Raw genomic sequence first — 26,330 nt, forward strand, 5'->3', positions numbered from 1 at the left:
TGTCTCTCCGGATTGAGGGTCGCCGGGTTCGCTGCAGTGCACACTAAGCTGCGCCGCAATGCAATGTCAGTTCTGCGAAAGACGAATGACGGGGCTGTGATGGGCTGGATTGCCGGTGTCGATGGCTGCAAGGCCGGCTGGATCGCGGCTTTCGCCGATGCTACCGGGCATCTAGCACCATTTTTCCGGGTCATTCCGCGCTGGAGCGATCTGCTCGCCGGCCAGACTGTGCCGGAGCTGATCGCGGTCGACATGCCGATCGGCTTGCCGGACCGGATCTCCGGATCGGGACGTGGACCGGAGCAGGCGGTGCGGGCGCTCCTCGGCGAGCGGCAATCCTCGGTATTCTCTATTCCCTCGCGCAGCGCGGTACACGCAACCGACTATGCTGAGGCCTGCCAATTGGCGCTTGCGACCTCGGAGCCGCCGCGTAGGGTCTCGAAGCAGGGCTTCCATCTCTTTCCGCGCATCCGCGAGATCGACGCCCTGCTGCGGGCCGAGCCTGATTGGCGCGAGCGCATCTTCGAGACACATCCGGAGCTTGCTTTCGCGACCATGCGCGGTGCGCCGCTGGTGCACCCGAAGAAGATCAAGGGCGTGGTCAACCCGGCCGGGATGGCCGAGCGCCGCGCTCTGCTGCTGGCGGCGGGACTGCCGGAGGCCATTGTCCATGCGAAACCGCCGCGCGGTGCCGCGGCTGACGATGCCCTCGACGCCCTCGCAGCGCTGGTCGTCGCCCGGCACATTGCCGCCGGGCGCGGGAGGCCCTTTCCCGATCCGCCGGGACGCGATAGCCACGCTCTACCTATCGCGATCTGGACCTATGTCGCGGATCGCTCCCTCGCCCAGGATCCGCCCATGACAGACAAGCCTGTGCCGCGCTCGATGATCGAGGCCGCGGCTGACCGCATTGCCGGCCATGCCCGCACCACTCCGGTGATGCGGCTCGGCACCGGCGCTTTCGGCTCGCGCGCCGATGTCTCGCTCAAGCTCGAATGCCTGCAGCATGCCGGCTCGTTCAAGACGCGCGGCGCTTTCAACAACCTGCTCTCGCTCGATGTGCCGGCCGCCGGCGTCGCCGCGGCCTCGGGCGGCAATCACGGTGCAGCGGTCGCCTATGCCGCCGGCCAGCGCGGCGTGAAGGCGACGATCTTCGTGCCGGAAATCTCGCCGGCCGCCAAGATCGAGGCGATCCGCCGCTTCGGCGCCGAGGTCCGGATCGGTGGTGCGCAATATGACGACGCCCAGGCGGCCTGCGACAAGTTCGTGGCCGAGACCGGCGCGCTGAAGATCCACCCCTTCTCGGCCAGGGAGACCATCGCCGGCCAGGGCACGCTCGGCCGCGAATGGCAAGGCCAGGAGCCTGATCTCGACACCGTCCTCGTCGCGGTCGGCGGCGGCGGGTTGATCTCTGGCATCGCCGCCTGGTTCGCCGGCACCAGCGTCAAGGTCGTCGGCGTCGAGCCGGAGGGCTCGCGGGCGCTGCACGCCGCACTCGAGGCGAAGGCGCCGGTGACGGTGACCGTCGCCTCGGTCGCGGCCGATTCGCTGGGGGCCCGCAATGTCGGCCAGCTGGTCTATGACGTCTGCAAGGATGCGGTCGACCATGTCGTGCTGGTCCCGGATGCGGCGATCACCGAGGCTCAAGCGCTGCTCTGGCGCGATTTCCGCCTCGCGGTCGAGCCCGGCGGTGCGGCGGCGCTGGGCGCGCTGATCGCCGGCTCCTACAAGCCGCAGCCTGGCGAGCGTCTCGGCGTCCTCGTCTGCGGCGCCAATGTCGATCTCGCCAAGCTGATCGAGATCATCGCGTGAGCCGGCGGGGCATCGCGAAGGGCGGCAAGGCGCTCTATGGCGCGCCGCTCGGCGTGCTGATGCTGGATGCACGTTTTCCGCGCATTTTCGGCGACATGGGTAACGCCACGACCTGGCCTTTCCCGGTTCTCTACCGCGTCGTCTCCGGGGCCAGCCCGGAGAAGGTGGTGCTGAAGGGAGCGGCCGGACTGCTCCCGGATTTCGTCGCGGCGGCGCAGGAGCTGATCCGGCACGGCGCCGAGGCGATCACCACCAATTGCGGCTTCCTCTCGCTGTTTCAGCAGGAGCTGGCGGCTGCGGTCGGTGTTCCCGTCGCGACGTCATCGCTGATGCAGGTGCCCTGGGTGCAGGCGACCCTGCCGCCGGGCAAGCGCGTCGGCCTCGTCACCGTCTCGGCGGCGACGCTGACGCCGCAGCACCTTGCGGCCGTCGGCGTCCCCGCCGACACACCGGTCACCGGCACCGAGAACGGCCGCGAATTCTTCCGCGTGCTGATCAAGGCGGAGAAGGACGAGATGGATATCGACCTCGCCGAGCAGGACGTGGTCGAGGCGGCGCTGCGACTGGTCGCAGGCCATCCCGAAGTCGGTGCCATCGTACTCGAATGCACCAACATGCCGCCCTATGCGGCTGCGGTGCAGGCGGCGACGGGCCTGCCGGTCTACGACATCTATTCGATGATCACCTGGTTCCATGCCGGTCTGCGGCCGCGCGACTTCCGGCTCTGACTTCGGCTTCGGGCGAGCTTTACGGCGGGCCGCGCCGCAGCGCACAATGAGGTCCCGCCGCGAGAGCCGAGCCGATGTCCGAGATCACCAGCAAGACCAATACCGGCCGCTTCTTCGAGGACTTCCGGCTCGGCGAGACCATCGTCCACGCGACGCCGCGCACGGTCACGGTCGGCGACGTCTCGCTCTACACCGCGCTCTACGGGACGCGCTTTGCCGTGCAATCCTCGGATGCCTTCGCCAAAGCGATCGGCTATCCGGTCGCGCCGGTCGACGATCTCCTCGTCTTCCACATCGTCTTCGGCAAGACGGTGCCGGACATCTCGCTCAATGCCGTCGCCAATCTCGGCTATGCCGATGGCCGCTTCCTCAAGCCGGTCTTTCCGGGCGACACGCTCTCGACGACGTCGGAGGTGATCGGTCTGAAGCAGACCTCGGGCGGCGATGCCGGCATTGTCTATGTCCGCTCGATCGGCCGCAACCAGCATAATGAGATCGTGCTGAGCTATGCTCGCTGGGTGCTGGTGCGCAAGCGCCGGCCCGGCACGCCGGCGGAGTTCGAGCTGGTGCCCGAGCTGCCGAAGAGCGTCGCCCCGGAGGCGTTGGGCGAGGGCTGCCCGCCGCTGCATCCGGCCGCCTATGACGATGCGCTTTCGGGCTCGCCCTTCCGCTGGGGCGACTACCGGGCAGGCGAGCGCATCGACCACGTCGACGGCATGACCGTCGAGGAGGCCGAGCACCAGATTGCGACGCGGCTCTACCAGAATACCGCCAAGGTCCATTTCGACGCCTATGGCGCCCGCGAGACCCGCTTCGGCAAGCGCCTGATCTATGGCGGGCATGTCATCAGCCTGGCGCGCGCCCTGTCCTTCAACGGGCTCGGCAACGCCTTCCACATCGCGGCGATCAACGCGGGTCGCCATGTCTCGCCGCTGTTTGCCGGCGACACCGTCTTCGCCTGGAGCGAGGTGCTGGAGGCGGCCGAGGTGCCTGGACGCGAGGATGTCGGCGCGCTCAGGCTTCGCCTCGTCGCGACCAAGAACCTGCCCTGCAACGAGCACCCGCTGAAGCACGCCGACCAGTACGCCGACGGGGTGATCCTCGATTTCGACTACTGGGCGCTGCTGCCGCGGTGACGATCCGGAAGCGGTCGAGGGCCGTCGTGAACTGAAAAGTTACAGATTTTGATTTCTGTAATCGCCCGAATGCATACCGCATTGCGACAAGGACATGGTTTCGTTAGAGAGCCATACACTCTAGAACGATACCAAGCGATCTTCGCTTCGTGAGCTTGAAGGGTCGGGAGTTCAAGACTTGGCCGAGTCCAGACCGGCGGCACGCCCGCTTTCACCGCATCTGCAGATTTATCGCTGGTCCTGGACCATGGCGATGTCGATCGCCCATCGCGCCACCGGTTCGGCGCTCTATGCCGGTACCCTGCTGATCGCGCTCTGGCTCATCGCCGCCGCCTCGGGCCCGGCCGCTTACGAAACGGCGCAGTGGATCGCCGGCTCCATCCTCGGCCGGCTCGTGCTGTTCGGTTACACCTTCATGCTGCTGCACCATATGGTCGGTGGTCTTCGCCATTTCGTCTGGGATCTCGGCCACGGCTTCGACCCGCAGACCCGCACGAATCTGGCGAAGTACAGTGTCGTCGTCTCCGGCGGGCTCACCGTGCTCGTCTGGATCATCGCCCTGACGCGCTGAGGACCAAAGCCGATGCTCTCCAACTCCTCGATGCGCACTCCGCTCGGCCGCGTCCGCGGCCTCGGCTCCGCCAAGTCCGGCACCGGCCATTTCTGGCTGCAACGCCTCACCGCCGTCGCCAACCTCGTCCTGACGATCGGCTTCCTCTGCGTCGTGCTCTCGCTGATCGGCAAGCCCTATGGCGCCGCGATTGCGACGCTGGCCAAGCCGCAGGTCGCGATCCTGATGTTGCTCTTCGTGGTCTCCGGCGTCGTCCACATGCGCCTGGGCATGCAGGTCGTCATCGAGGACTATGTCCATCATGAGGGGCTGAAGATCCTCGCCGTGATGGCCAACACCTTCTTTGCGATCGCGGTCGGCGCTGCCTGCGCCTTCGCGCTCCTGAAGATCTCGTTCGGAGGCTGATCATGGCGATCACCCGCGCCCGTGCCGTCCCGGCCTATACCGGCCAGGCCTACCCCATTACCGACCATACCTTCGACGTCGTCGTCGTCGGCGCCGGCGGCGCCGGGCTTCGCGCCACGGTCGGCTGCTCGCAGGCAGGCCTGCGCACCGCCTGCATCAGCAAGGTCTTCCCGACCCGCTCGCACACCGTTGCCGCCCAGGGCGGCGTCGCCGCCTCGCTCGGCAATATGGGCAAGGACACCTGGCAGTGGCACATGTACGACACCGTCAAGGGGTCGGACTGGCTCGGCGACCAGGACGCCATCGAATATCTCGTGCGCAACGCACCGGCCGCCGTCTACGAACTCGAGCACTGGGGCGTGCCCTTTTCGCGCACGGAGTCGGGGAAAATCTATCAGCGCCCCTTCGGCGGCATGACCACCGATTTCGGCAACGGCCCGCCAGCCCAGCGCACCTGCGCTGCCGCCGACCGCACCGGCCACGCCATGCTGCACACGCTCTATGGCCAGGCGCTGCGCTACAACACCGAATTCTTCATCGAGTACTTCGCCATCGACCTGATCATGGACGAGGACGGGCATTGCCGTGGCGTGATCGCGCTCAAGCTCGATGACGGCACGCTGCACCGCTTCCGCTCGCAGCAGACGATCCTGGCGACCGGTGGCTATGGCCGCGCCTATTTCTCGGCGACCTCGGCCCATACCTGCACCGGCGATGGCGGCGGCATGGTGCTGCGCGCCGGCCTGCCGATGCAGGACATGGAGTTCGTCCAGTTCCATCCGACCGGCATCTACGGCTCGGGCTGCCTGATCACCGAGGGCGCCCGCGGCGAGGGCGGCTACCTCACCAATTCCGAGGGCGAGCGCTTCATGGAGCGCTATGCCCCCTCCGCCAAGGACCTTGCCTCGCGCGACGTCGTCTCACGCTCGATGACGATGGAGATCCGGGCCGGCCGCGGCGTCGGCAAGGACAAGGACCACATCTACCTGCATCTCGACCATCTCGACCCGAAGATCCTGCACGAGCGCCTGCCCGGCATCTCGGAGAGCGCCAAGATCTTCGCCGGCGTCGACGTCACCCGCGAGCCGATCCCGGTGATCCCGACCGTGCACTACAACATGGGCGGCATCCCCACGAACTTCCACGGCGAGGTGCTGACCAAGGTCGACGGCGATCCGGACCGGGTCGTGCCCGGCCTGATGGCGATCGGCGAGGCGGCTTGCGTCTCCGTCCACGGCGCCAACCGCCTCGGCTCGAACTCGCTGATCGACCTCGTCGTCTTCGGCCGCGCCGCGGGGCTGCGCTGCGCCGAGACCGTCAAGGCCGGCGAGACGCAGCCGGAGCTGCCGGCAAACTCGGCCGATCTCTCGCTGACCCGTCTCGACAAGTATCGCAACGCCAAGGGCGGCACGCCGACCGCGGTGCTGCGCGACAAGATGCAGCGGACGATGCAGTCCGATTGTGCCGTCTATCGTACCGGCGAGACGCTGGAGGCCGGACACAAGGCGATCCACGAGGTCTGGGCCGGCATCACCGACATCGGCACGACGGATCGCTCGCTGATCTGGAACTCGGACCTGATCGAGACGCTCGAGTTCGAGAATCTGATCACCCAGGCGGTGGTCACCATGGACTCGGCGCTGCAGCGTCCGGAGAGCCGCGGCGCCCATGCCCGCGAGGACTATCCGGACCGCAACGACAAGGACTGGATGAAGCACACGCTCGCGTGGATCGACGACGAGAAGCGCACCGTCACGCTCGATGACCGTCCGGTGCACACCTACACGCTCTCGAACGACATCGAATACATCAAGCCTAAGGCGCGGGTGTACTGAGGACGATCTGACCGATGGCCGAATTCAATCTCCCGCAGAACTCCCGCCTGACCGAAGGCAAGGCCTGGCCGAAGCCGGCCGGCGCCAAGAAGGTCACCGAGTTCAAGATCTATCGCTGGAACCCGGACGACACCGCCAATCCGCGCACCGACACCTATTATGTCGACCGCGACGATTGCGGGCCGATGGTGCTCGACGCGCTGATCTGGATCAAGAACAAGGTCGACCCGACGCTGACCTTCCGGCGCTCCTGCCGCGAGGGCATCTGCGGCTCCTGCGCCATGAACATGGACGGCAAGAACGGCCTCGCCTGCACCACCGGCATCGACGAATGCGGCGGCAAGGGCAAGGTCGCGATCTACCCGCTGCCGCACATGCCGGTGGTCAAGGACCTGGTTCCGGACCTGACTCGCTTCTACGCCCAGCACGCCTCGATCGAGCCCTGGCTCAAGACGACGACGCCGGCGCCCGAAAAGGAATGGAAGCAGGCCAAGGACGACCGCGAGAAGCTCGACGGCCTCTATGAGTGCATCCTCTGCGCCTGCTGCTCGACCTCCTGCCCGAGCTATTGGTGGAATGGCGACCGCTATCTCGGTCCCGCCGCGCTGCTGCAGGCCTATCGCTGGCTGATCGACTCGCGCGACGAGGCTACCGGCGAGCGCCTCGACGATCTCGAGGACCCGTTCCGGCTCTATCGCTGCCACACCATCATGAACTGCGCCAACGCCTGCCCGAAGGGGCTCAACCCCGCCAAGGCGATCGCGGAAGTGAAGAAGATGATGGTGGCCCGCCAGGTCTGAGCCGGCCGGAATTCTACTGGCGCGGCCGTCTGACGCGGCGGCCTGCGCTTCCGGTGCTCACGTACTGATGTACGTCCGTTCCGGTTCTCGGCCGCCACGCCAGCCGACTCACGCCAGCGAATTCCGGCTCGCCTGAGCGAGGTTCGGTTTCGGGCCGCACGGATTTCCGCAATTCCGCCGCCGATTTCGCCGGATTCGGCCCTCAATCGATCACGTCCGCGACAAGACGCCGCGTTCTCATGGTGACGCCAAGTCACCGCATGAGGGCGCATCATGTCGCAAGAGCACGGGCAACCGACCGAGAGCAGGCCCGAAACTCCGGTCTTGCCCCTCGGCATTACGCCAAGGCGGTTCGGGCGCAGCCCCGGCCTGAAATTCTTCGTCATCGGTTTTCTGGCACTGCTGCTGCTGATTCCGCTGATGTTCGTCTCCAGCCTGCGCGGCGAGCGCTCGGCCACCGCCAACCTCGCGGCGCGCGAGATCGGCGATGCCTGGGGCCGCGAGCAGATCGTCGGCGGCCCGGCCTTGCTGGTGCCCTATCTGGTGCCACCCAAGACCGCCAATGCTGCGCCGACGCGCGAGGTTGCGATCTTCCTGCCCGACGATCTCCAGGCCTCTTCGGAGGCGCAGACCGAAATCCGGCGGCGCTCGATCTTCGACGTCCCGGTCTATCGCAGCAAGGTCGCGTTGACCGCTCGCTTCCTGCCGCCCGACTTCAAGGCGATCACCTCGGAGGAGGTGCAGCCGCTCTGGAGCGAGGCCGTGCTCGCCGTCGGCGTCGCCGATGTCCGTGGACTGAAGAACCGGGCCACGGCGCAGATCCGCGACGGAGCCGCGATCGAGTTCGAGCCGACGCTCGGCGCCGGCATCCGCGACGGCAACGGCATCCATGCGACCTTGCGCGGCATCGACCTGACCAGGCCGCTTATCGTCGAGGCCGGGCTCGATCTCAACGGCTCGCGCAGCCTGTCGATCGTGCCGCTGGCCAAGAACAGCGCGCTCCGGATGAGCTCGAACTGGCAGCATCCGAGCTTCTCCGGCGCACATCTGCCGGATGATCGGGTCGTCGACGCCAATGGCTTCTCCGCCTCCTGGCGCGTCTCGCATCTGGCGCGCAACCTGCCGCTCGCCTTCACCCACGACAAGCGTGCCGACGTGACCTTCCTCGCAGGGGGTGTCGGCGCTCGGTTCTACCAGCCGGTCGATCTCTACCAGCTGGTCGACCGCGCCATCAAATACGGCATCCTCTTCGTCGGCGCGGTCTTCCTTGCCGTATTCGGGCTGGAACTGGTGGCCCGCGACAATCTCCACGCCGTCCAGTACACGCTCGTCGGCTTCGCGCTGGTGCTGTTCTACGTGCTGCTGCTGTCGCTGGCCGAGCATCTCGGCTTCCTGACGGCCTATCTCACGGCAGCCGCGGCGACGACGGCGCTGATCGCGCTCTATATCGGCCTCGTCCTTCGCAGCTTTGCGCGCGGCGCCGTCCTGGGGCTGATCCTCGCCACCGGCTACGGGCTGGTCTATGCGCTCTTGAAATCCGAGGATTTCGCCCTGCTCGCCGGAGCGATCGGCGCGTTCGTCGCGCTGACGGCGCTGATGCTCGGCACGGCCAGGGTCAACTGGTCCGGCCTTGGTGACGGTGTGGCGAAGAGCGTCACCAGCGATGCGGGGGCGCCGAAGAGCCCGGCGTGACGCTCAGGAGAGATAGCGGCCCGGCGCGAAAGGCGCCGGGTCGGCCGGAGCCTGTTCGCCGCAGACCTGGGCGGCCAGGATCTCGCCCGTCACAGGGCCAGTCGAGAAGCCGATATGCTGGTTGCCGAAGGCGAGCCAGAGACCGGGATTGCGCGGCGCCTCGCCGATCATCGGCAAGGAGTCCGGCAAGGTCGGGCGCGAGCCGCGCCAGGTCGTATCCTCGGCCGGCTCGGTGAGCGGAAAGGCCTCGCGGGCCCGCGGCAGGACCTGCTCGATCTGGGCGTGATCGTCGGGCGCGTCGCGATGCGCGAGCTCGACGCCGCTGGTCAGGCGCAGGCCGAGCTCCATCGGCGCCAGCATGTAGGAGGCCTCGACATCGTAGATCGGCCGGTTGAGGAAGCGCCCCTGTGCCGGCTTGTAATGGCGGTGATAGCCGCGCTCGACATTGAGCGGCACTTTCAGGCCGAGAGGTCGCAGCAGATCGGCGCTCCAGGGTCCGAGCGCGACGACCGCGAGCGCGGCGTCGTGCTGGGCGCCCTTGGCCGTGACACGCCAGCTATCGCCCTGCCTCGACAGGGCGGTGACCTCGTCGCGCAGGATCGTGCCGCCCCGCGCGGCGAACAAGGCCGCATAGGCCTCGACAACCGCGCCCGGCCAATCGACCGAGGCGCTGTCCTTGTGGTGGAGGGCAGCAGAGAATATCGGATTGAGGCTCGGCTCCAGCGCCGAGAGCGCCTGCCGGTCGAGCGCCTCGACGCGGACATCGTGGTCTTCGAGGAAGGCCCGGCGCGCCTCGGCGGCGGACCGGCCGGCCTCGCTGCGCCAGAGCTCGAGGAAGCCGGTATCGCGCAGGCGCCAGGCGATGCCGGCTTCCGTCATCAGCCGCTTGTGCAGCGGCAGGGAGGGCGCGATCAGGCTTTCCAGCGCCGCGACGCGGTGGCTGAGTCGCTCCGGCCTGGCCTCGTTGAGAAAGCCGAGAATCCAGCCGGGATTGGCCAGGAGGTGGCCGAGCCGGTAGCGCACCGCCGCATGCCGGTTGCCGAGGTATTTCGGCAGGTTCTTCCACAGGCCGGGATTGTTCAGCGGCATGATCGAGGAGCGGCTGATCACCCCGGCATTGCCGTAGGAGGTCTCGCGGCCGGGCTCGCGCCGGTCGATCAGCGTGACCTTGAGGCCGCGCTTCTGCAAGGCAAGCGCGCAGGAGACGCCGACCATGCCGGCGCCGATCACCATGACAGTGCGGCTCACGCGATGGAATCCTGCTCGGCCGGCGCTTTCAGCAAATGGTCGAGGAAGCTGTCGAGCCAGGCGCGGACCGGCGGATCGTACTGGTACCAGCCGTCGAGATGCTGGTGGCGCAATTGCGCGCCCGGCATCAGCGTACGTTCATGGCCGCGTACCGACCAGCGGCACATCATCGCCAGCGTCACTTCAGGGTGGAATTGCAGGCCGTAGGCCTTGCGGCCGGCGCGGATCGCCTGGACCGGGAAATCGCCGCCGGTCGCCAGGCATTCGGCCCCGGTCGGGCAGTCGAAGCCCTCGCGGTGCCATTGATAGACGATGCCTGGCCAAATGCAGCCGGAAGCGGTGGCATGGGCGCGCCCGGCCTCGGTCAGGCTGAGCGGGTAATAGCCTACCTCGGCCCGGCCCTCGGCATGGCTGTAGACGGTCGCGCCGAGATGACGGGCGAGCATCTGCGCACCCAGGCAGAGCCCCAGGAACGGCGCATCTTCCTTAAGGCAGGTGCCGATCCAGTCGGTCTCGGCCTTGACGAAATCGTCGGGGTCGTTGGCGCTCATCGGCCCGCCGAAGATCACTGCGCCGGCATGGTCCCGCATGGTCTGCGGCAGCGGGTCGCCGAAACGGGGCCTGCGGATATCGAGGGCATGGCCGCGCTCGGCGATCAGACGGCCGACACGGCCGGGCGTCGAATGCTCCTGATGGAGTACGATCAACACCGGTTTGCGAGGTGGCAGGGCGTCGAGGCGGGTGCGGAGCCGGCGACGGGCCTCGAAGCGATAGGACAGATCGTTCATCGCGATGGTCGATTGCGCTCCCGAAACCGGATTCTCCGCGCCGGATCATACTTAAAATGCGGTTTGCCGGCTGTCGCTGCAAGCAAATTGTAAGCCAGCGCCAGCATGACGGAGCCCAGCGCCGTGCATGCTCCGTGCAATCTTTCATCAACACACCTCTGGCAATGCAACCATCAGTGCTGACGACGATTGACTTTCGCGCCAGGCTCAGGCATGAGAATGAACATTCATTCTCACTGTTCCAAACAAGCATGTCACAAGTCGTGTCCTCCTTCTCGGCCGAACGCGGTCTCTCGGAGCGCCATATCCGCATCCTCGATGCGGCCGAGCGCGTTTTCGCGCGCGCCGGCTTTCATGCCGCGACGATGAACGACATCGCTGTGGAAGCCGCGATGAGTCCGGGCAATCTCTACCGCTACTTCTCGTCGAAGGACGCGCTGATCGCCGGCATCAGCGAGCGCGACCGGACCGAGGTCGCGGCCGATTTCGCCCAGCTCGACCCGGCCAAGGGCGGCTTGCTCGACCAGCTCGAGGAGCTCGGCCGCCAGCACATGGTGCGCAAGCCCCGCGAGAAGGCGATCATCGCGCTGCAGATCTGGGCCGAGGCGTCGCGCGCACCCGAGATGGCGCAGATCTGTGCCGGGTTCGACGAGGTGGTCGAGCAGGGCCTAGGAGCCGCCGTCGCGGCTGCCAAGGCGAGCGGCGAACTGCCGAGCAATCTCGATCAAGCGCGTTTTCTGACGGCGCTGTTCATGATGGCGGACGGCTTCTTCTGCCGGCGTGCCGTCGATCCGAATTTCGACGCCGCCGCCGGCGCCGAAGCCCTGTTCGCCGCGATGCGGGGACTGGCGCAGACCATGCTGCTGCCGCTCGCCGACGGCCAAACTTCGTAAGAAGGCCGACCATGCCCATCTCGACCAAAAAACTGATCTTGCTGCCGCTCGCCGCGCTTGCCTATGCGCCCGGAGCGGCCTTCGCCCAGGTGCCGGCCTCCGCTGCTACCGCCCAGAAGCCCTCCGCTGGACCTGCGATTACGGTGACATCGGCCAGGCGCGATGAGATCGTGCAGAGCGTCGTCGTCTCCGGCTCGATGATCGCGCGCGACGAGATCATGGTTGCGCCCGAGATCGACGGCGTCGTCATCACCGAGCTGCTCGCCGAGGAGGGCGATCGCGTCGTCGCCGGCCAGGTGCTGGCGCGTCTGTCGCGCACCACGCTCGAAGTGCAGCGTTCCCAGAACGAGGCGCAGATCAAGCGCGCAGAGGCGGCGGTCGACCAGGCCAAGGCGCAGATCGTCGAGGCCGAGGCCAATCTCGTCCAGGCCAACAACGCCTTCGACCGGACCAAGGCGCTGCGGGACAGCGGCAATGCCAGCCTCGAGACTTTCGACCAGCGCGCTGCCGCGGCGCGAGGCGGGCAGGCGCGATTGAACTCGATGAAGCAGGCGCTCGCGATCGCCACCGCCGATCTGGCGCTGGCCCAGGCTCAGGGCCGCGATATCGACGTCAGGCTCGCTCGTACCGAGATCAAGGCGCCGAAGGCCGGTATCGTCAGCCGCCGCAACGCCAGGCTCGGTGCAATGGCGACGATGGCGGCGGCCGAGCCGCTGTTCAAGATCATCGCCGACGGCGCGATCGAGCTCGAAGCCGATGTCGCCGAGGTCGAGCTGCCCAATCTCAAGATCGGGCAGGCGGTCGCGGTCACGCCGGCCGGCTCCGACAAGCCGCTCGCCGGTCAGATCCGGCTGATCTCGCCCGAGGTCGAAAAGGCCTCGCGGCTCGGTCGCTTGCGTATCACGCTGACGGGCAACCCGCCGGTCGCCGTCGGTTCCTTCGCGCGCGGCGTGATCGAGACCGGCCGCAAGACCAGCATCGTGCTGCCGCTCTCGGCGATCACCTATGCCCGCGGCGGCGCGATGGTCCAGTCTGTCAAGGACGGCAAGGTAACGACGAAGAAGGTCACGCTCGGACTGATCGGCGGCGGGCGCGCCGAGATCGCTTCCGGCCTCGCCGAGGGCGAGAGCGTGGTCGCGCGGGCCGGCACCTTCGTGCGCGATGGCGACGCCATCACGCCGATCGCGTCGAACTGAACCGACGGAGCTATTCGTGAGCGTCAATTTCTCCGCCTGGTCGATCCGAAAGCCTGTTCCGGCGATCCTGCTCTTCGTCGTGCTCTGCGTGCTCGGGCTGCTCTCGTTCTCGAAACTGCCGGTAACGCGCTTCCCGAATATCGACGTGCCCTTCGTCTCGGTGACGGTGACCCAGTCGGGCGCTGCCCCGGCCGAGCTGGAAAGCCAGGTCTCCAAGCGCGTCGAGGACGCGGTCGCCAACATCACCGGCGTCAAGCATGTGATGTCGACGCTGACCGACGGCTCTTCGGTGACGCTGGTCGAGTTCAGGCTCGAAACCAACACCGACCGCGCCGTCAATGACGTCAAGGACGCGATCGCCAAGATCAGGGCCGAGCTGCCGCGCACCATCGACGAGCCGGTGATCCAGCGCATCGACGTCGAGGGCCAGTCGATCCTGACCTATGGCGCCTCCTCGCCCGGGCTGACGCTGGAGCAGCTCTCCTGGCATGTCGACGATGTCGTCGCGCGCGAATTGCAGGGGCTGAAGGGCGTCGGCCGGGTCGAACGCTATGGCGGCGTTGATCGCGAAATCCGGATCTCGCTCGATCCCGACCGTTTGCTCGCGCTCGGCACCACTGCCGGCGAGGTCAACCGCCAGATTCGCGCCACCAATGTCGACTTGGCTGGTGGGCGCGGCGAGGTCGGTGGCCAGGAGCAAGCGATCCGCACGCTTGCCAGCGCCAAGACCGTGGCGGAGCTCGCCGACAGCAAGATCCAGCTCACCGGTGGGCGCGAGGTCCGCCTGAAGGAGCTCGGCCGGGTCGAGGATGCCAGCTCGGAGCCACGTGCCTTCGGCCGACTGAACAAGCAGCCTGTGGTGTCCTTCGCAGTGTTCCGTTCGAAGGGTTCGAGCGAGCTCTCGGTCAAGGACGTGGTCGCGGCCAAGATCGACGACCTCAACAAGCGCTATCCGACGATCAAGCTGGCGCCGATCGACGACGCCGTCGCCTACACCCACGGCAACTACAAGGCGGCGATGGAGACGCTGCTGGAGGGCGCGGCGCTGGCCGTGCTCGTCGTCTTCGTCTTCCTGCGCAACTGGCGGGCGACACTGATCACCGCGATCGCGCTGCCGCTCTCGGCCATTCCGACCTTCTGGGCGATGGAACTGCTCGGCTTCTCGCTCAATCTCGTCAGCCTGCTCGGTATCACCCTGGTGACCGGCATCCTGGTCGACGACGCGATCGTCGAGATCGAGAACATCGTCCGGCACATGAAGATGGGCAAATCGCCCTATCGCGCCGCGATGGAGGCCGCCGACGAGATCGGCCTCGCGGTCATCGCGATCACGCTGACCATCGTCGCCATCTTCGCGCCGGTCTCGTTCATGGGCGGCATCGCCGGCCAGTATTTCCGCCAGTTCGGCCTCACCGTCGCGATCGCGGTGTTGTTCTCGCTCCTGGTCGCGCGCCTGATCACGCCGATGATGGCAGCCTATCTGTTCAGGCCGGTGAAGCACCACGACGCCAAGGACGGCTTCGTGATGCGCGGCTATTCCTGGCTGCTCGAGGCCTCGCTCAGGAAGCGCCGCATCCCGGTGCTGCCGCGCTTCGACGGTTCCAGGACATGGCGGAAGCTGCCGTTCAACACGGCCTATCTCACGCTGATCGCCGGCTTCGGCTTCCTGTTCGTCTCGATCCAGGCGACGGCGCTGCTGCCGACCGGCTTCTTCCCGGAGGAGGATACCGCCCGCATCGTCGCATCGGTGGAATTGCCGCCCGGCGCGACGCTTGAGGACACCACCGTCGCGACCGACAAGATCGTCGACAAGCTGCGCGAGATCCCGCAGGTGACGAACGTCTTCGTGCTTGGCGGGGCATCGCCGACCGGCCAGCGCGAGGTCCGCCGCGCCGCGGTCTTCATCCTGCTGACGCCGAAGGCCGAGCGTGACGTTCCGCAGAAGGAACTCAAGGTCGTCATCGCCGAGAAGCTGGCCGGCGTGCCCGATGTCCGCGCCTGGTACGTCAACGAGCGCGGCGAGCGCGAGATGGCGTTCTCGATCCTGTCCAAGGACGGCGATGCGCTCGACGAGACGGTGGCGAAGATCGAGGCGCGCATGCGCCAGGTCGACGGCTACTTGAACGTCGCCACCGCCGGCTCGTTGAGCCGGCCGGAGATGCGCGTCACGCCGAAGCTGGAACAGGCCGCCAATCTCGGCGTCACGCCCGAGGCGATCTCGGAGGCGCTGCGGGTCGCCACCATCGGCGACATCGGTCCCAACCTCGCAAAGTTCAATGCCGGCGACCGGCTGGTGCCGATCCGCGTCCAGCTCGACGAGCAGGCCCGCACCGACATCCGCAACATCGCAGCGCTGCGCGTCATCAGCGCGTCCGGCGTCTCGGTTCCGCTCACCGCCGTGGCCGAGATCGGCTTCGGCGAAGGCCCGTCCTCGATCGACCGCTATGACCGCGTCCGCCGCGCCGCCATCGGCGCCGACCTGAAGCGCGGTTTCGAGCTCGGCACCGCACAGGAGAAGTTCCAGGAGATCGTCAAGGAGGTCGGCCTTCCCGAGGGCGTGCGCATCGCTGCGACCGGCGATGCCGAGATCCAGGGCGAGGTGGTCGAAGGTTTCATCCACGCGATGACCACCGGCCTGATGCTGGTGCTCGCCGTGCTGATCCTGCTGTTCGGCTCGGTCTTCCAGCCGATCACCATCCTGCTCTCGCTGCCGCTCTCCTTCGGCGGCGTGGTGATCGCGCTGCTCGCCACCCACAACCCTGTCTCGATGCCCGTCTATATCGGCCTGCTGATGCTGATGGGCATCGTCACCAAGAATGCGATCATGCTGGTCGATTTCGCGGTCGAAGAAGTCGCGCGCGGCAAGGACCGGCTGACGGCACTGCTGGAAGCCGGCCACAAGCGGGCGCGGCCGATCGTGATGACCACCATCGCCATGGCCGCCGGCATGCTGCCCTCCGCCTATGGCGTCGGCGATGGCGGCGAGTTCCGCGCGCCGATGGCGATCGCGGTGATCGGCGGCCTGCTCGTCTCGACCGTGCTCTCCCTCGTCTTCGTGCCGTCCTTCTACGTGGTGATGGACGATCTCGGCCGGCTCACCGGCTGGGTCTTCGGCCGCTTCCTCGGCAAGGCCGAGGACGAGAGCCAGTGGGAGGCGATCCGCGAGGAGGAGACGCCTGGTGAAGCCAGCGCCAAGGCGATGGCCGGCAAGCTGCCGCCGCCGCGGCTGGCGGCGGAGTGAGGGCAAGGGCGCTTTAGCCGGACAGGTAGCGCATCGGGGCAGCCGCGCCGCGCCCCGATGAGCTACCTATTTTGCACGGCTGCTGCCTGCGGAATGCAGCGTCTTACACTCCTGCCATGGAAGACCAGGTCCTCGCAGGAACAGCGCCGAGCAGCCAGGGCCAGGACGGTCGCGGCGCCGTTGCCGTGCCCGCAAGGGGCGTGCCTCTGGGGCCCATCGCGCTCGTCATGCTGGCGGCGAGCTTGCCCATCCTGGCGTCGGGCGGCGCCTTCTTCGTCGATGGGCCGAACCATCTTTTCCGCGTGACTCTGTGGGAGATGCTGCTGGCCGACGACGCGGCGGCGCAATTCTTTCAGGCCGGCGAGAGGCTTTATCCGAATCTCGCCATCGACGTGTTCACCAGCGCTCTCGGCAAGATCGTGTCGCCGTCCGTCGCGCTGACAGTATTCATCTGCACGGCGGTGTGCGTCTATATCGCGGCCGCCGTCTGGTGCCGGCAGGAGCGGGGAGAGCGAACGGACCTTCCCATTCTCCTCCTCATCCTTCTCGCCGTCTATTCCGAGCCGCTGTATTGGGGGCTGTTCAACTACATCCTCGGGCTCGGCGTCATGTTCGTCGCGCTGCACAGGGCCGTCGAGCAGCACAAGGCCCCCTCGGCCGGCTTCGTCGTCAGCCAGGCCCTGATCCTGGGCGCGATGTGCCTGATCAGCATCTTCCCGGTGATGCTCTATGTGTGCTTCTGCGGCGGCATCCTCATGGTCGCGGCATTCGACGACTGGCGGGCACGGCGCTTCGCCGAGAGCGCCAGGCTGCTCAGGTTGCACTGGCTGTCTGCGCTCGTGGTGGGCGTGCTTCTGCTGGTCATGGAGCCGGGGCAGTCGGGCCCGACGGAATGGCACCTGATCACCAAGGTCACAGGCATCTTCTCGGTCGGCAAGACGACGAACCTGTCGCTCGAATATGGCTTGTCGGCTCTTGTCCTCGGGGTCGTCGGCCTGCTGGCCTGGCGGCGTGGCCTGACTGCCGGCCGCCATGAACTGGCCGGGCTGCTCGCAGGCTGCCTGCTGTTCATCGTCATGCCGAAAGACCTGATGAGCGTCGGGGCTGCCGATCGCCGCCTCGTCCCGGCTCTCGTGACGCTGGCAGTGATTTACCTGCGCGGCCCCTCGCCGCAGCCGGTCAGGCTGGATCGGGCGGTGTCTGCGCTGCTCATCGCGATCGCGGCCCTGAAGGCCGGGCTGCTGATCTATCTCTGGTCTCCGCTCCGGCAGATCGATGCGACCTACGAAGCGATCGCAAAGCAGATCCCTGCGAATGCGATCGTGCTGCTTGTTCCGGAGGTCGGAGAGGTGCGTCCCGGCGCGGTCGAGCGTGCCTGGCGTTTTGCGAGACTGGTCAGGGCGTTTCAGCAGGTGCCGGCAACCGAAGCGCATGTCTTCGTCGAGCACCCGCATCTGCTGCTGAGGCATCTGGCCGGCCGGAACGTGCTGCCGACGCAGGTCTTCCTGAATTTCTGGGCAAAGCGGGCACACGACCTCCCGCAACTGCCCGACCCCGCGACCTCCGAGACATTGGCGGAGGTGGCGGCGGAGCTCGCATGGCTGCCCCGGGACGTCACTGTCTTCGTGGTTTCGCATGTCGAGCTCGACAATGTGCTCGTGCCCGATCTGGCGGTGCGGAAGATCACCGAAGTCGCTGATGTGAGACTCTACTCGGCGACTCGGATCGGCGATCTCCTGAAATGGCCTGACAGCTAGGTAGCCGGAGGCATCAGGCTGTCTCCGCCTCAGCCACGCGTTTGCGCTCCACGGCCTCGCGATAGGCGGTGGTCAGGTCGTCAAGGATGGATTGCGTCGGCCGGGGCGCGTCGAGATGAAGGAAGCGAAGCTCGTCCATGAATTTCCGCCACAGGACTGGTCCGCCCTCGGCCAGGATCTCGGCGCGGATTGACATCTCGGGCGTCACCGGCAGGAAGCGCCGGCCCCAATCGGCCATGGCGGCGAAGACCGGCACCAGCGAAATCCCCATCTCCGTCAGGCTGTAGATGCCCTTCTGCTTGTGGCTGGCGTCGTCGCGACGCGAAATCAGCCCGTTCTCGAGCAGCCGCTTCAGCCGGTCGGCGAGGATGTTCGAGGCGATGCCTTCGTCCGACTTCGACAGCAGCTCGCGGAAATGCCGACGATTGCCGAACATCATGTCGCGGAGCACGATCAAGCTCCAGCGATCGCCCAGAATTTCGAGCGTCAGGTTGATCGGGCAGCCGGAGCGGCCGGTCTCTTTCATGCTTCTCTCCAAAACCGCTTGCATTCTACAATCGGTTTTGCTAGAAGCCAACCGCTTGCAAAATGCAAGCGGTTCTGACGGCGCGACGCAGCGCCAGGAAGGAGGATGCGATGGCCAAGGTGATCGTCTGGAATCTCGTGACGCTGGACGGCTATTTCGAAGGCAAGGAGAAGTGGGATCTCTCGTTTCATAGCGACGCCTGGGGCGAGGAACTCGACGCGCTCAGCAAGGAGTTCGGCAAGCGGGCTCAAGTGCTGGTCTTTGGCCGCGTCACCCATGACGGGATGAAGGCCTATTGGACCTCGGCCCAGGCCAACGAAGACGGCGAGGTGACGCGCTATATGAACGCGTTGCCCAAGCTGGTGGCCTCGCGCAGCGCTCAGAGCTCCGATTGGAACAATACTCGCGTCACCGCCGACATCGTCGGCGAGATCGCCAGGCTGCGCGCTGCCCCGGGCAAGGACATCCTCGTCTTCGGCAGTGCCGAACTGGTCGACACATTGCTGAAGGAAGAGCAGGTCGACGAGTTGATGCTGGCGTTGGTGCCGGTGCGGCTCGGCCGGGGTACGCTGTTCTTCAAGCCGGGCAGCGAGCGCCAGAAGCTCGAGCTGCTGGAAAGCCGGCCGCTCAAGAACGGCACCGTGATTCTGCGCTACGCCACTGGGAACTGAACTGGTGACGCGCAAATCCGTGGAAGGGGTCGTTCTATCCCTTCCGCACCAGCAGCACGGCCGCCAGGATCGCCACGCCGCCGAAGGCCTGGGCCAGCGAGGGCTGCTCGGCGAAGATCGCCCAGGCGGCGAGCACCGAGACCAGCGCCGGCCACACCATCACCAGCGAGGCGGCGTTCGCCCCGTAATGGCCGAGCGCCAGCGTGATCAGGCCCTGGCCCATCGCATGCGAGACCAGGCCGAGCGCGGCGACTGCGAGCCAGCCGGTCAGGCTCTGCGGCAGGATGGTCTCGCCGAGGCCAAGCGCAGCGGCGATGCAGAACACGGCACAGATGGCGCTCGAGATCAGACCGATGCGACCCGAAGCTGCGCGGTTGCGGGCGCGGCGGACGGCAAGGATATAGGCGGCATAGGAGAAGGCGGCGCCGATGGCGAGGCCGTCGCCGAACAGGCCGGCACCTGAGAGCGGCGTTGCGCTGCCCGAGAGCTTCGGCAGCACCAGCAGGCCGGCGCCGCCGATGGCGAGCAGCAGGGCGCCGAGGATGCGCCGGGTCGGCTTTTCGCGGAACAGCAGCCAGCCACCCAGGATGACGCCGACCGGCGAGAGATTGCCGAGCAGCGAGGCGTTGGCGATCGAGGTGAAGCCGAGCGAGGCGTTGTAGAGCACGACGTCGACGCCGAAGGCGAGGCCGGCGAGCGCGATCGGCAGCATGGCGCCGGGCTTCACTCCGGCAGCGCTGTCGCGGCGGTTCTCCAGCGCCATCCAGGCGGCGAGCACCGGCAGTGCAAAGGCCATGCGCCAGAAGCCGGCGGCGGCTGGGCCGACATCGGCGAAGCGCACGAAGATGCCGGAGAAACCGATGCAGGTCGCGCCGAGCAGCAGCAGGAGGAACATGCCGAGCGCCGGGCTGGCAGGACGGTCGGCGAGGGACAGGCTCGGGGCAGACATGAGGCAGGCTTTCGAATCCTGGAATCGACTCAACCCCATCCTGAGGAGCCACGATCTGCGATCGCTCCCCGGCGTGAGGGCTGTTCTGTTCGTCACAACCTAGCCCGCTTCCCGCAATCGGAAAAACGGATTAACCTGATTCATCTATTGCTGTTTCCGATGGATTGGTGATGTCGACCCATCTCGATCTCGATGCCCTCGCCATGCTCGTCGCGGTCGCCGACACCGGCGGTTTCACGGCGGCCGGGGCGAGGCTTGGGCGCACGCAATCGGCGGTTTCCGGCCGTATCCAGGATCTCGAGGCTGTGCTCGGCAGGCAATTGCTGGAGCGCTCGCGGCGCGGCGTCACGCCGACCGAGGCAGGCGAGCGCCTGCTTGCCCAGGCGCGCCGCCTGCTCGCGATCGAACGCGAGGCGCGGGCCGAGCTCGACGGCGACAAGGCGGTTGGCCGGCTGCGGATCGGCCTGCCGGACGATTATGTCGACGCCTATTTGAGACCGCTGATCGTGCGCTTCGCCGAAGAGCATCCACGCGTCGAGATCGAGGTTCACTGCGAATTGTCGAAGCGGATCGAGCCGGCAGTGGCGGCGGGCGAGCTCGACCTTGCGGTGATCACCCAGGATCCCGGCCGGCCGAAGGGCGAGCGCCTGAGGCGCGAGCCGCTGGTCTGGGTCGCGGCGCGCGGTCATCGGCCGGAGCTCAGCGAGGTCCTGCCGCTCGGCCTGTTCAACGAGGGCTGCCGGGCGCGTCCGCGCATCCTGAACGCGCTGCAGGCGGCCGAGCGGCCGCATCGGCTGGTGTTCTCGTCGTCGCATATGGCCGGGCTGCTTTCAGCGGTCGAGGCGGGCCTCTGCGTCACCGCGATAACCGAGAGCGCGGCGCCTGCTTCCCTGCGTCGGCTGGAGCCGTCCGAGAATCTGCCGGCGCTGTTCGAGCTCTCGGTCGCACTGGTGATCGCACCGCAGGCCAGCATGGCCGCGCGTCATTTCGCGCAGGCGCTGCGTGAGGCGATGGCGGGGCCGCGGCTGGCGGCGTGAGACGCCTTACTCCGCCGCCTGCGGCTTCAGCACGCCGCGGCGGATCTGATCCTCCTCGATCGACTCGAACAGAGCGCGGAAATTGCCCTCGCCGAAGCCGTCATCGCCCTTGCGCTGGATGAACTCGAAGAAAATCGGGCCGACCACGGTGGCCGAAAAGATCTGCAGCAGCACCTTGCTCATCCGGCCTTCCTTGGAGCCGAGCGCGACCGCGCCCTCGCCGTCGATCAGGATGCCGTTGGCCTTGAGCCGGGCGACCGGTTCGCCATGGTTCGGCACGCGGCCGTCGACCTTCTCGTAATAGGTCTCGGGCGGCGACGGCATGAAGGGCAAGCCGTTCTGGCGGAGCTGCTCGACGCTTGAGTAGATGTCGCGCGAGCCGAGCGCGACATGCTGGATGCCCTCACCCTTGTACTGGCGCAGGTACTCCTCGATCTGGCTCTTGTCGTCGAGGGATTCGTTGATCGGGATGCGGATCTTGCCGCAGGGCGAGGTCAGCGCCCGCGAGATCAGGCCGGTGAGCTTGCCCTCGATATTGAAGAAGCGGATCTCGCGGAAATTGAAGAGCTCGCCATACCAGTCGGCCCAATGGTCCATGCGGCCGCGCATGACGTTGTGGGTGAGGTGGTCGAGATAATACATCCCGGCCTGCTCGGGATGCGGGTCGCTCTCGCCGAGCCATTCGAAGTCGACATCGTAGATCGAGCCCTTCTGGCCATAACGATCGACGAAATAGAGCAGCGAGCCGCCGATGCCCTTCACCGCCGGGATCTGCAGCTCGCCCGGGCCGACCTTGCTCTCATAGGGCTCGGCGCCGAGCGACACCGCGCGCTCGAAGGCATGCTTGGCGTCGACGACGCGGAAGGCCATGGCGCAGGCGCAGGGACCGTGCTCGGCGGCGAAGCCCTGAGCGAAGGACTCCGGCTCGGCATTGACGATGAAGTTGACGTCGCCCTGGCGATAGAGCGTGACGTCCTTGGAACGGTGCTTCGCGACCTTGGTGAAGCCCATGGTTTCAAACAGCGCGCCGAGTTTCTCCGGCTCGGGATGGGCGTATTCGACGAATTCGAAGCCGTCAGTGCCCATCGGATTGGCGGCGGAAATGGCCGGCGGCTCGGCGTCGTGCGGGAACGGTCCCATATGCGTCCTCCTCGAATCTGCGTTGGCCGATCCTCGCGCATCCGGACGGCGAAAGGTTTGCAAAATTCGACGCTCCAGGATTGAGTTTGCACGGATCGTGTACGGAAGCGCAGGAAGGCTCACGAAATGCCGCAGCTCGATGCTTTCGACTGGCGCCTGCTCGAAGCGCTCCAGCAGGACGCCTCGCTGACCAATGGTGCGCTCGCCGAGCGGGTCGGCCTCTCCGCCAGCCAGGTCTCGCGGCGGCGCCAGGCGCTGGAGGGCGCGGGCGTGATTCGCGGCTATCGCGCCTTGATCGATCCCGAGGCGATCGGGCTTTCCGTGACCGTATTCATCCATGTCGCGCTCAACACCCATTCGCGCGACAATGCCCGGCGCTTCCGCGACCTTGTGAAGCTGACGCCCGCGGTGCTGGAGGCGCATGCGCTGACCGGCGAGGCCGACTACATGCTGAAGGTGGCGGTCGGCGATCTCAAGGAACTCGCGCGCCTCGTCAACGAGGTACTTTTGCCGCATGAGAGCGTCGCGCGCGTGCGTTCCGAGATCGCCCTGGAGACATTGAAGGAGCCGGGACTTTTGCCGCTGGCGATGGCGTGAGATTGCCTCTTCCGCCGATGCTGCAGCGCGCTATAACTCGGATATGGTCGTTCTCAACCGCATCTACACCCGCACCGGCGACGACGGCACCACGGCGCTCGCCACCGGCGCGCGCCGGCCGAAGTTCGACCTGCGCGTCTCCGCCTATGGCACGGTCGACGAGACCAATTCCTGCATCGGCATGGCGCGGCTGCACTGCGCCGGGGAGGATCCCGAGCTCGACGCGATGCTCGGCCGCATCCAGAACGATCTCTTCGACCTCGGGGCCGAGCTTGCCTCGCCCGACACCGGCGAGAAGCTGGCATGGGAGCCGCTGCGGATCGTGCAGGCGCAGGTCGACCGCTTGGAAGCGGAGATCGACCAACTCAACCGACCGCTCGGGACGTTGCGTTCCTTCGTGCTGCCGGGCGGCACGCCGGGCGCCGCCCACCTGCATCTTGCCCGCACTGTCAGCCGCAGGGCCGAGCGGCTGATGGTCGAATTGTCGCAGGAGGAGGGCGAGAGCGTCGCCCCGCCGGCGCTGAAGTTCATCAACCGGCTGTCGGACTTCCTCTTCGTCGCCTCGCGCCACCTCAATGCCAGGGCGGGGGGCGACGTGCTCTGGACGCCCGGCCAGAACCGCTAGAGCAGGATGCGAAAAAGTGGGAACCGGTTTTTCGCAGAGATCCTGCTCTAAACTCTCGGAATCGATCACTTCTTACGATCTTGGATCGACACGATCCAAGATCATCGTGATCTAGCCGATGTTCGTGCCGCTGCATGACGGCATGCCGATGCGCTTCATCCGCGTCGCCTATGTCACCTATTTTCTGATCGCGCTCTGCATCGTGCTGCGGCTCATGCTGATGCACTGGACCAGCGAGGCGAGCGAGGTCGCGGTGCTGGCCGGCTTCGGCACGATCCCGGCAGTGCTGTTCGGCGAGGCGCAATTGCCGCCGGAACTGCTCAAGGCGCCACCCTGGCTGACGCTGATGACCGGCATCATGCTGCATGCCAGCTTCGCCCATCTGATCGGGAACATGCTGTTCCTCTGGGTCTTCGGCGACAATGTCGAGGATGCGATGGGGCATCTGCGCTTCCTCGTCTTCTTCCTGCTCTGCGGCATCGCCGGGGCTCTGCTGCATGCGCTGATGAACCCCGAATCGGAGCAGCCGCTGATCGGCGCCTCCGGCGCGATCTCGGGCGTGATCGCCTCCTATCTGATGCTCTACCCGCGCGTGCGCGTCTGGGGCCTCGCCTTCAAATGGATTCCCCTGCACATCCCGGCGATGTACGCGCTCGGTGCCTGGATCCTGTTCCAGCTGCTCTCGGCGCTGTTCGACGAGCAGGGCGCCGTCGGCTGGTGGGCGCATCTCGGCGGGCTCGGCGCCGGCGCAGCGCTGACGCCGCTGCTGATCCGGCGCGAGCTGCCCTTGTTCGGCCGCGGCATGCGGGGGCTGCCGTGACTTTCATGGCGTTGACAAGCGCAAATTCCCGTCGCTACGGTCCGTCCGCATTTCAGCCGGGTGCCGCGATGCTGGCCGTCGCTTGGCCGGCGGATCGGCATCAGATCGCATCTCTCCACAACCGGTGACGCCCTTATGAAGATACTTGTGCCCGTGAAGCGAGTGGTCGACTACAACGTGAAAATCCGCGTGAAGGGCGACGGTTCCGGGGTCGAACTGGCCAATGTGAAGATGTCGATGAATCCCTTCGACGAGATTGCGGTCGAAGAGGCGCTGCGGCTCAAGGAAGCCGGCAAGGCCACGGAAGTGATCGTCGTCTCGGTCGGGCCGGCGCAGGCCGCCGAGACGATCCGCACTGGCCTCGCCATGGGTGCCGATCGCGGCATCCTTGTGAAGACCGACGCCGCCACCGAGCCGCTGGCGGTAGCCAAGCTGCTGAAGAAGGTCGTCGAGCAGGAGACGCCCGAACTCGTCATCCTCGGCAAGCAGGCGATCGATGACGATTGCAACCAGACCGGCCAGATGCTGGCGGCGCTGCTCGGCTGGCCGCAAGGCACGTTTGCTTCCAAGGTCGTTCTGGATGGCGGTTCTGCCGACGTCACCCGCGAGGTCGATGGCGGCCTGCAGACCGTGCAGCTCAAGCTGCCGGCGATCGTCACCACCGATCTTCGCCTCAATGAGCCGCGCTATGCCTCGCTGCCCAACATCATGAAGGCGAAGAAGAAGCCGCTCGACGAGACCACGCCCGAGACCCTCGGCGTCGATGTCGCCCCGCGCCTCCAGGTGCTGAAGACGGCCGAGCCGGCCGGGCGCTCCGCCGGCGTCAAGGTGGCCAACGCCGCCGAACTCGTCTCCAAGCTCAAGACCGCCGGGGTGATCTGATGACCACGCTGCTGCTCGCCAAGCACGACAACAAGAGCCTCAACGAGGCCACGCGCAAGGCCCTGAGCGCCGCCAAGGATCTTGGCGCGCCCGTGCATGTCCTGGTTGCCGGCCTTGACGCCAAGGCTGTCGCCGAAGCCGCCGCCAGGCTCGACGGCGTCGAGAAGGTGCTGCTCGCCGACGACGCATCCTACGAGCATCGCCTCGCCGAGCCGCTGGCGGCGCTGATCGTCTCGCTCGCGCCTGCTTACGACGCGCTGGTCGCGCCCGGCACCACCACCGGCAAGAACGTCATGCCGCGCGTTGCCGCGCTGCTCGACGTGATGCAGATCTCGGAAGTGACGAAGGTCGTCTCGGCCGACACCTTCGAGCGGCCGATCTATGCCGGCAACGCCATCCAGACGGTGCAGTCATCGGACGCCAAGAAGGTGATCACCGTCCGCGGCGCCTCCTTTGCCGCGACCGGCGATGGCTCCGCCAGCGCGCCGATCGAGAGCGTCTCGGCTGCCGAGAATCCCGGCACCTCGTCGTTCAAGGGCGAGGAGGTCGCCAAGTCCGACCGGCCGGAGCTGGCCTCGGCCAAGATCATCGTCTCGGGCGGGCGAGCGCTCGCCTCGGCCGAGAACTTCGCCAAGGTGATCGAGCCGGTGGCGGATCGCCTGGGCGCGGCGATGGGCGCTTCGCGCGCGGCGGTCGATGCCGGCTACGCGCCGAACGACTGGCAGGTCGGCCAGACCGGCAAGGTCGTCGCCCCCGAGCTCTATGTAGCGGTCGGCATCTCCGGTGCGATCCAGCATCTCGCCGGCATGAAGGACTCGAAGGTCATCGTCGCCATCAACAAGGACGAGGAGGCGCCGATCTTCCAGATCGCCGATTACGGCCTCGTCGGCGACCTCTTCACCATACTGCCCGAGCTCGACAAAGAGCTCGAAAAAGCCGGCAAGTAATCGGTAGACTAAGTCGCGTCGCGGGCGGCGATCA

24 protein-coding genes are annotated in these 26,330 nt (G+C 66.7%); 19 read left to right on the top strand and 5 right to left on the bottom strand.

Annotated elements, in window-relative coordinates; genetic code table 11:
• Positions 1-99: 99 nt before the first annotated feature.
• The 8 genes from BMZ21_RS31060 (at position 100) to creD (ending at position 8,979) form a co-directional block, all read left to right on the top strand.
• Positions 100-1,812: a serine/threonine dehydratase gene (locus BMZ21_RS31060; protein ID WP_342029028.1), complete on the top strand. Its 1,713-nt coding sequence runs from the start codon at positions 100-102 to the stop codon at positions 1,810-1,812.
• The gene (locus BMZ21_RS10075) at positions 1,809-2,540 is read left to right on the top strand and encodes an aspartate/glutamate racemase family protein (protein ID WP_091832846.1); all 732 of its coding nucleotides are present in this window, start codon (positions 1,809-1,811) and stop codon (positions 2,538-2,540) included. Before BMZ21_RS31060 ends, BMZ21_RS10075 begins: the two co-directional genes overlap by 4 nt.
• A gap of 74 nt (positions 2,541-2,614) precedes the next feature.
• Positions 2,615-3,676 (top strand): MaoC family dehydratase, encoded by a 1,062-nt coding sequence (locus tag BMZ21_RS10080; RefSeq protein ID WP_091832850.1) that lies wholly within the window; start codon positions 2,615-2,617, stop codon positions 3,674-3,676.
• Positions 3,677-3,854: 178 nt separating this feature from the next.
• The gene (gene sdhC, locus BMZ21_RS10085) at positions 3,855-4,247 is read left to right on the top strand and encodes a succinate dehydrogenase, cytochrome b556 subunit (protein WP_091832853.1); all 393 of its coding nucleotides are present in this window, start codon (positions 3,855-3,857) and stop codon (positions 4,245-4,247) included.
• A gap of 12 nt (positions 4,248-4,259) precedes the next feature.
• Positions 4,260-4,652 carry a succinate dehydrogenase, hydrophobic membrane anchor protein gene (gene sdhD / locus BMZ21_RS10090; RefSeq protein WP_244543789.1) on the top strand — a complete coding sequence of 131 codons (393 nt, stop codon included), beginning with the start codon at positions 4,260-4,262 and terminating at the stop codon, positions 4,650-4,652.
• Between the two features lie 2 nt (positions 4,653-4,654).
• Positions 4,655-6,487, top strand: coding sequence for a succinate dehydrogenase flavoprotein subunit (sdhA, locus tag BMZ21_RS10095; RefSeq protein ID WP_091832857.1), 1,833 nt, complete (start codon positions 4,655-4,657; stop codon positions 6,485-6,487).
• A 14-nt stretch (positions 6,488-6,501) separates the two neighbouring features.
• On the top strand, positions 6,502-7,287 hold the full coding sequence (locus tag BMZ21_RS10100) for a succinate dehydrogenase iron-sulfur subunit (RefSeq protein ID WP_091832860.1): 786 nt from the start codon (positions 6,502-6,504) through the stop codon (positions 7,285-7,287).
• A 273-nt stretch (positions 7,288-7,560) separates the two neighbouring features.
• Complete coding sequence (creD, locus tag BMZ21_RS10105; RefSeq protein ID WP_091832864.1) at positions 7,561-8,979, top strand: cell envelope integrity protein CreD; 1,419 nt, start codon at positions 7,561-7,563, stop codon at positions 8,977-8,979.
• 3 nt (positions 8,980-8,982) lie between these two features.
• Here creD and BMZ21_RS10110 read toward each other — a convergent pair whose 3' ends face one another.
• The gene (locus tag BMZ21_RS10110; protein ID WP_244543790.1) at positions 8,983-10,227 is read right to left on the bottom strand and encodes an NAD(P)/FAD-dependent oxidoreductase; all 1,245 of its coding nucleotides are present in this window, start codon (positions 10,225-10,227) and stop codon (positions 8,983-8,985) included.
• Complete coding sequence (locus BMZ21_RS10115; protein ID WP_091832870.1) at positions 10,224-11,015, bottom strand: glutamine amidotransferase; 792 nt, start codon at positions 11,013-11,015, stop codon at positions 10,224-10,226. The genes BMZ21_RS10110 and BMZ21_RS10115 overlap by 4 nt, the downstream gene beginning before the upstream one ends.
• Before the next feature lie 251 nt (positions 11,016-11,266).
• Between BMZ21_RS10115 and BMZ21_RS10120 the strand changes: the two genes are divergently transcribed.
• The 4 genes from BMZ21_RS10120 (at position 11,267) to BMZ21_RS10135 (ending at position 18,102) form a co-directional block, all read left to right on the top strand.
• Entirely contained in the window at positions 11,267-11,908 is a 642-nt protein-coding gene (locus BMZ21_RS10120) for a TetR/AcrR family transcriptional regulator (RefSeq protein WP_167561596.1), read from the top strand.
• A gap of 11 nt (positions 11,909-11,919) precedes the next feature.
• A complete protein-coding gene (locus BMZ21_RS10125) occupies positions 11,920-13,104 on the top strand; it encodes an efflux RND transporter periplasmic adaptor subunit (RefSeq protein ID WP_091832875.1) in 1,185 nt (394 codons plus the stop codon).
• A gap of 16 nt (positions 13,105-13,120) precedes the next feature.
• Positions 13,121-16,345 (top strand): efflux RND transporter permease subunit, encoded by a 3,225-nt coding sequence (locus BMZ21_RS10130; RefSeq protein ID WP_091832878.1) that lies wholly within the window; start codon positions 13,121-13,123, stop codon positions 16,343-16,345.
• A 200-nt stretch (positions 16,346-16,545) separates the two neighbouring features.
• Complete coding sequence (locus BMZ21_RS10135) at positions 16,546-18,102, top strand: hypothetical protein (RefSeq protein WP_143079684.1); 1,557 nt, start codon at positions 16,546-16,548, stop codon at positions 18,100-18,102.
• A gap of 13 nt (positions 18,103-18,115) precedes the next feature.
• On the opposite strand, the gene BMZ21_RS10140 is transcribed toward BMZ21_RS10135, so the two are convergent.
• Positions 18,116-18,628, bottom strand: a complete 513-nt coding sequence (locus BMZ21_RS10140; protein WP_091832884.1) for a winged helix-turn-helix transcriptional regulator — start codon at positions 18,626-18,628, stop codon at positions 18,116-18,118.
• A 110-nt stretch (positions 18,629-18,738) separates the two neighbouring features.
• Here BMZ21_RS10140 and BMZ21_RS10145 point away from each other — a divergent pair, with 110 nt between their 5' ends.
• The gene (locus BMZ21_RS10145; protein ID WP_091832887.1) at positions 18,739-19,299 is read left to right on the top strand and encodes a dihydrofolate reductase family protein; all 561 of its coding nucleotides are present in this window, start codon (positions 18,739-18,741) and stop codon (positions 19,297-19,299) included.
• 34 nt (positions 19,300-19,333) lie between these two features.
• On the opposite strand, the gene BMZ21_RS10150 is transcribed toward BMZ21_RS10145, so the two are convergent.
• Positions 19,334-20,248 (bottom strand): DMT family transporter, encoded by a 915-nt coding sequence (locus tag BMZ21_RS10150; RefSeq protein WP_167561597.1) that lies wholly within the window; start codon positions 20,246-20,248, stop codon positions 19,334-19,336.
• A gap of 170 nt (positions 20,249-20,418) precedes the next feature.
• Between BMZ21_RS10150 and BMZ21_RS10155 the strand changes: the two genes are divergently transcribed.
• Positions 20,419-21,285 (top strand): LysR family transcriptional regulator, encoded by an 867-nt coding sequence (locus tag BMZ21_RS10155; protein WP_091832893.1) that lies wholly within the window; start codon positions 20,419-20,421, stop codon positions 21,283-21,285.
• Between the two features lie 6 nt (positions 21,286-21,291).
• Here the strand turns inward: BMZ21_RS10155 and hppD are convergent, their stop codons facing one another.
• Positions 21,292-22,425 carry a 4-hydroxyphenylpyruvate dioxygenase gene (gene hppD / locus BMZ21_RS10160; RefSeq protein WP_091832896.1) on the bottom strand — a complete coding sequence of 378 codons (1,134 nt, stop codon included), beginning with the start codon at positions 22,423-22,425 and terminating at the stop codon, positions 21,292-21,294.
• 126 nt (positions 22,426-22,551) lie between these two features.
• Between hppD and BMZ21_RS10165 the strand changes: the two genes are divergently transcribed.
• From BMZ21_RS10165 to BMZ21_RS10185, 5 genes are all read left to right on the top strand, one after another.
• The gene (locus BMZ21_RS10165) at positions 22,552-23,022 is read left to right on the top strand and encodes an Lrp/AsnC family transcriptional regulator (RefSeq protein WP_091832899.1); all 471 of its coding nucleotides are present in this window, start codon (positions 22,552-22,554) and stop codon (positions 23,020-23,022) included.
• Positions 23,023-23,065: 43 nt separating this feature from the next.
• Positions 23,066-23,647, top strand: a complete 582-nt coding sequence (locus BMZ21_RS10170; RefSeq protein WP_091832903.1) for a cob(I)yrinic acid a,c-diamide adenosyltransferase — start codon at positions 23,066-23,068, stop codon at positions 23,645-23,647.
• A gap of 118 nt (positions 23,648-23,765) precedes the next feature.
• Complete coding sequence (locus tag BMZ21_RS10175; RefSeq protein ID WP_091832906.1) at positions 23,766-24,467, top strand: rhomboid family intramembrane serine protease; 702 nt, start codon at positions 23,766-23,768, stop codon at positions 24,465-24,467.
• 135 nt (positions 24,468-24,602) lie between these two features.
• Positions 24,603-25,349, top strand: a complete 747-nt coding sequence (locus BMZ21_RS10180; protein ID WP_091832909.1) for an electron transfer flavoprotein subunit beta/FixA family protein — start codon at positions 24,603-24,605, stop codon at positions 25,347-25,349.
• Complete coding sequence (locus tag BMZ21_RS10185; protein ID WP_091832912.1) at positions 25,349-26,296, top strand: electron transfer flavoprotein subunit alpha/FixB family protein; 948 nt, start codon at positions 25,349-25,351, stop codon at positions 26,294-26,296. Before BMZ21_RS10180 ends, BMZ21_RS10185 begins: the two co-directional genes overlap by 1 nt.
• The last annotated feature ends 34 nt before the right edge of the window (positions 26,297-26,330 follow it).

The sequence above is a fragment of the Allobosea lupini genome (assembly GCF_900109525.1).
GTDB classification, from domain to species: domain Bacteria; phylum Pseudomonadota; class Alphaproteobacteria; order Rhizobiales; family Beijerinckiaceae; genus Allobosea; species Allobosea lupini.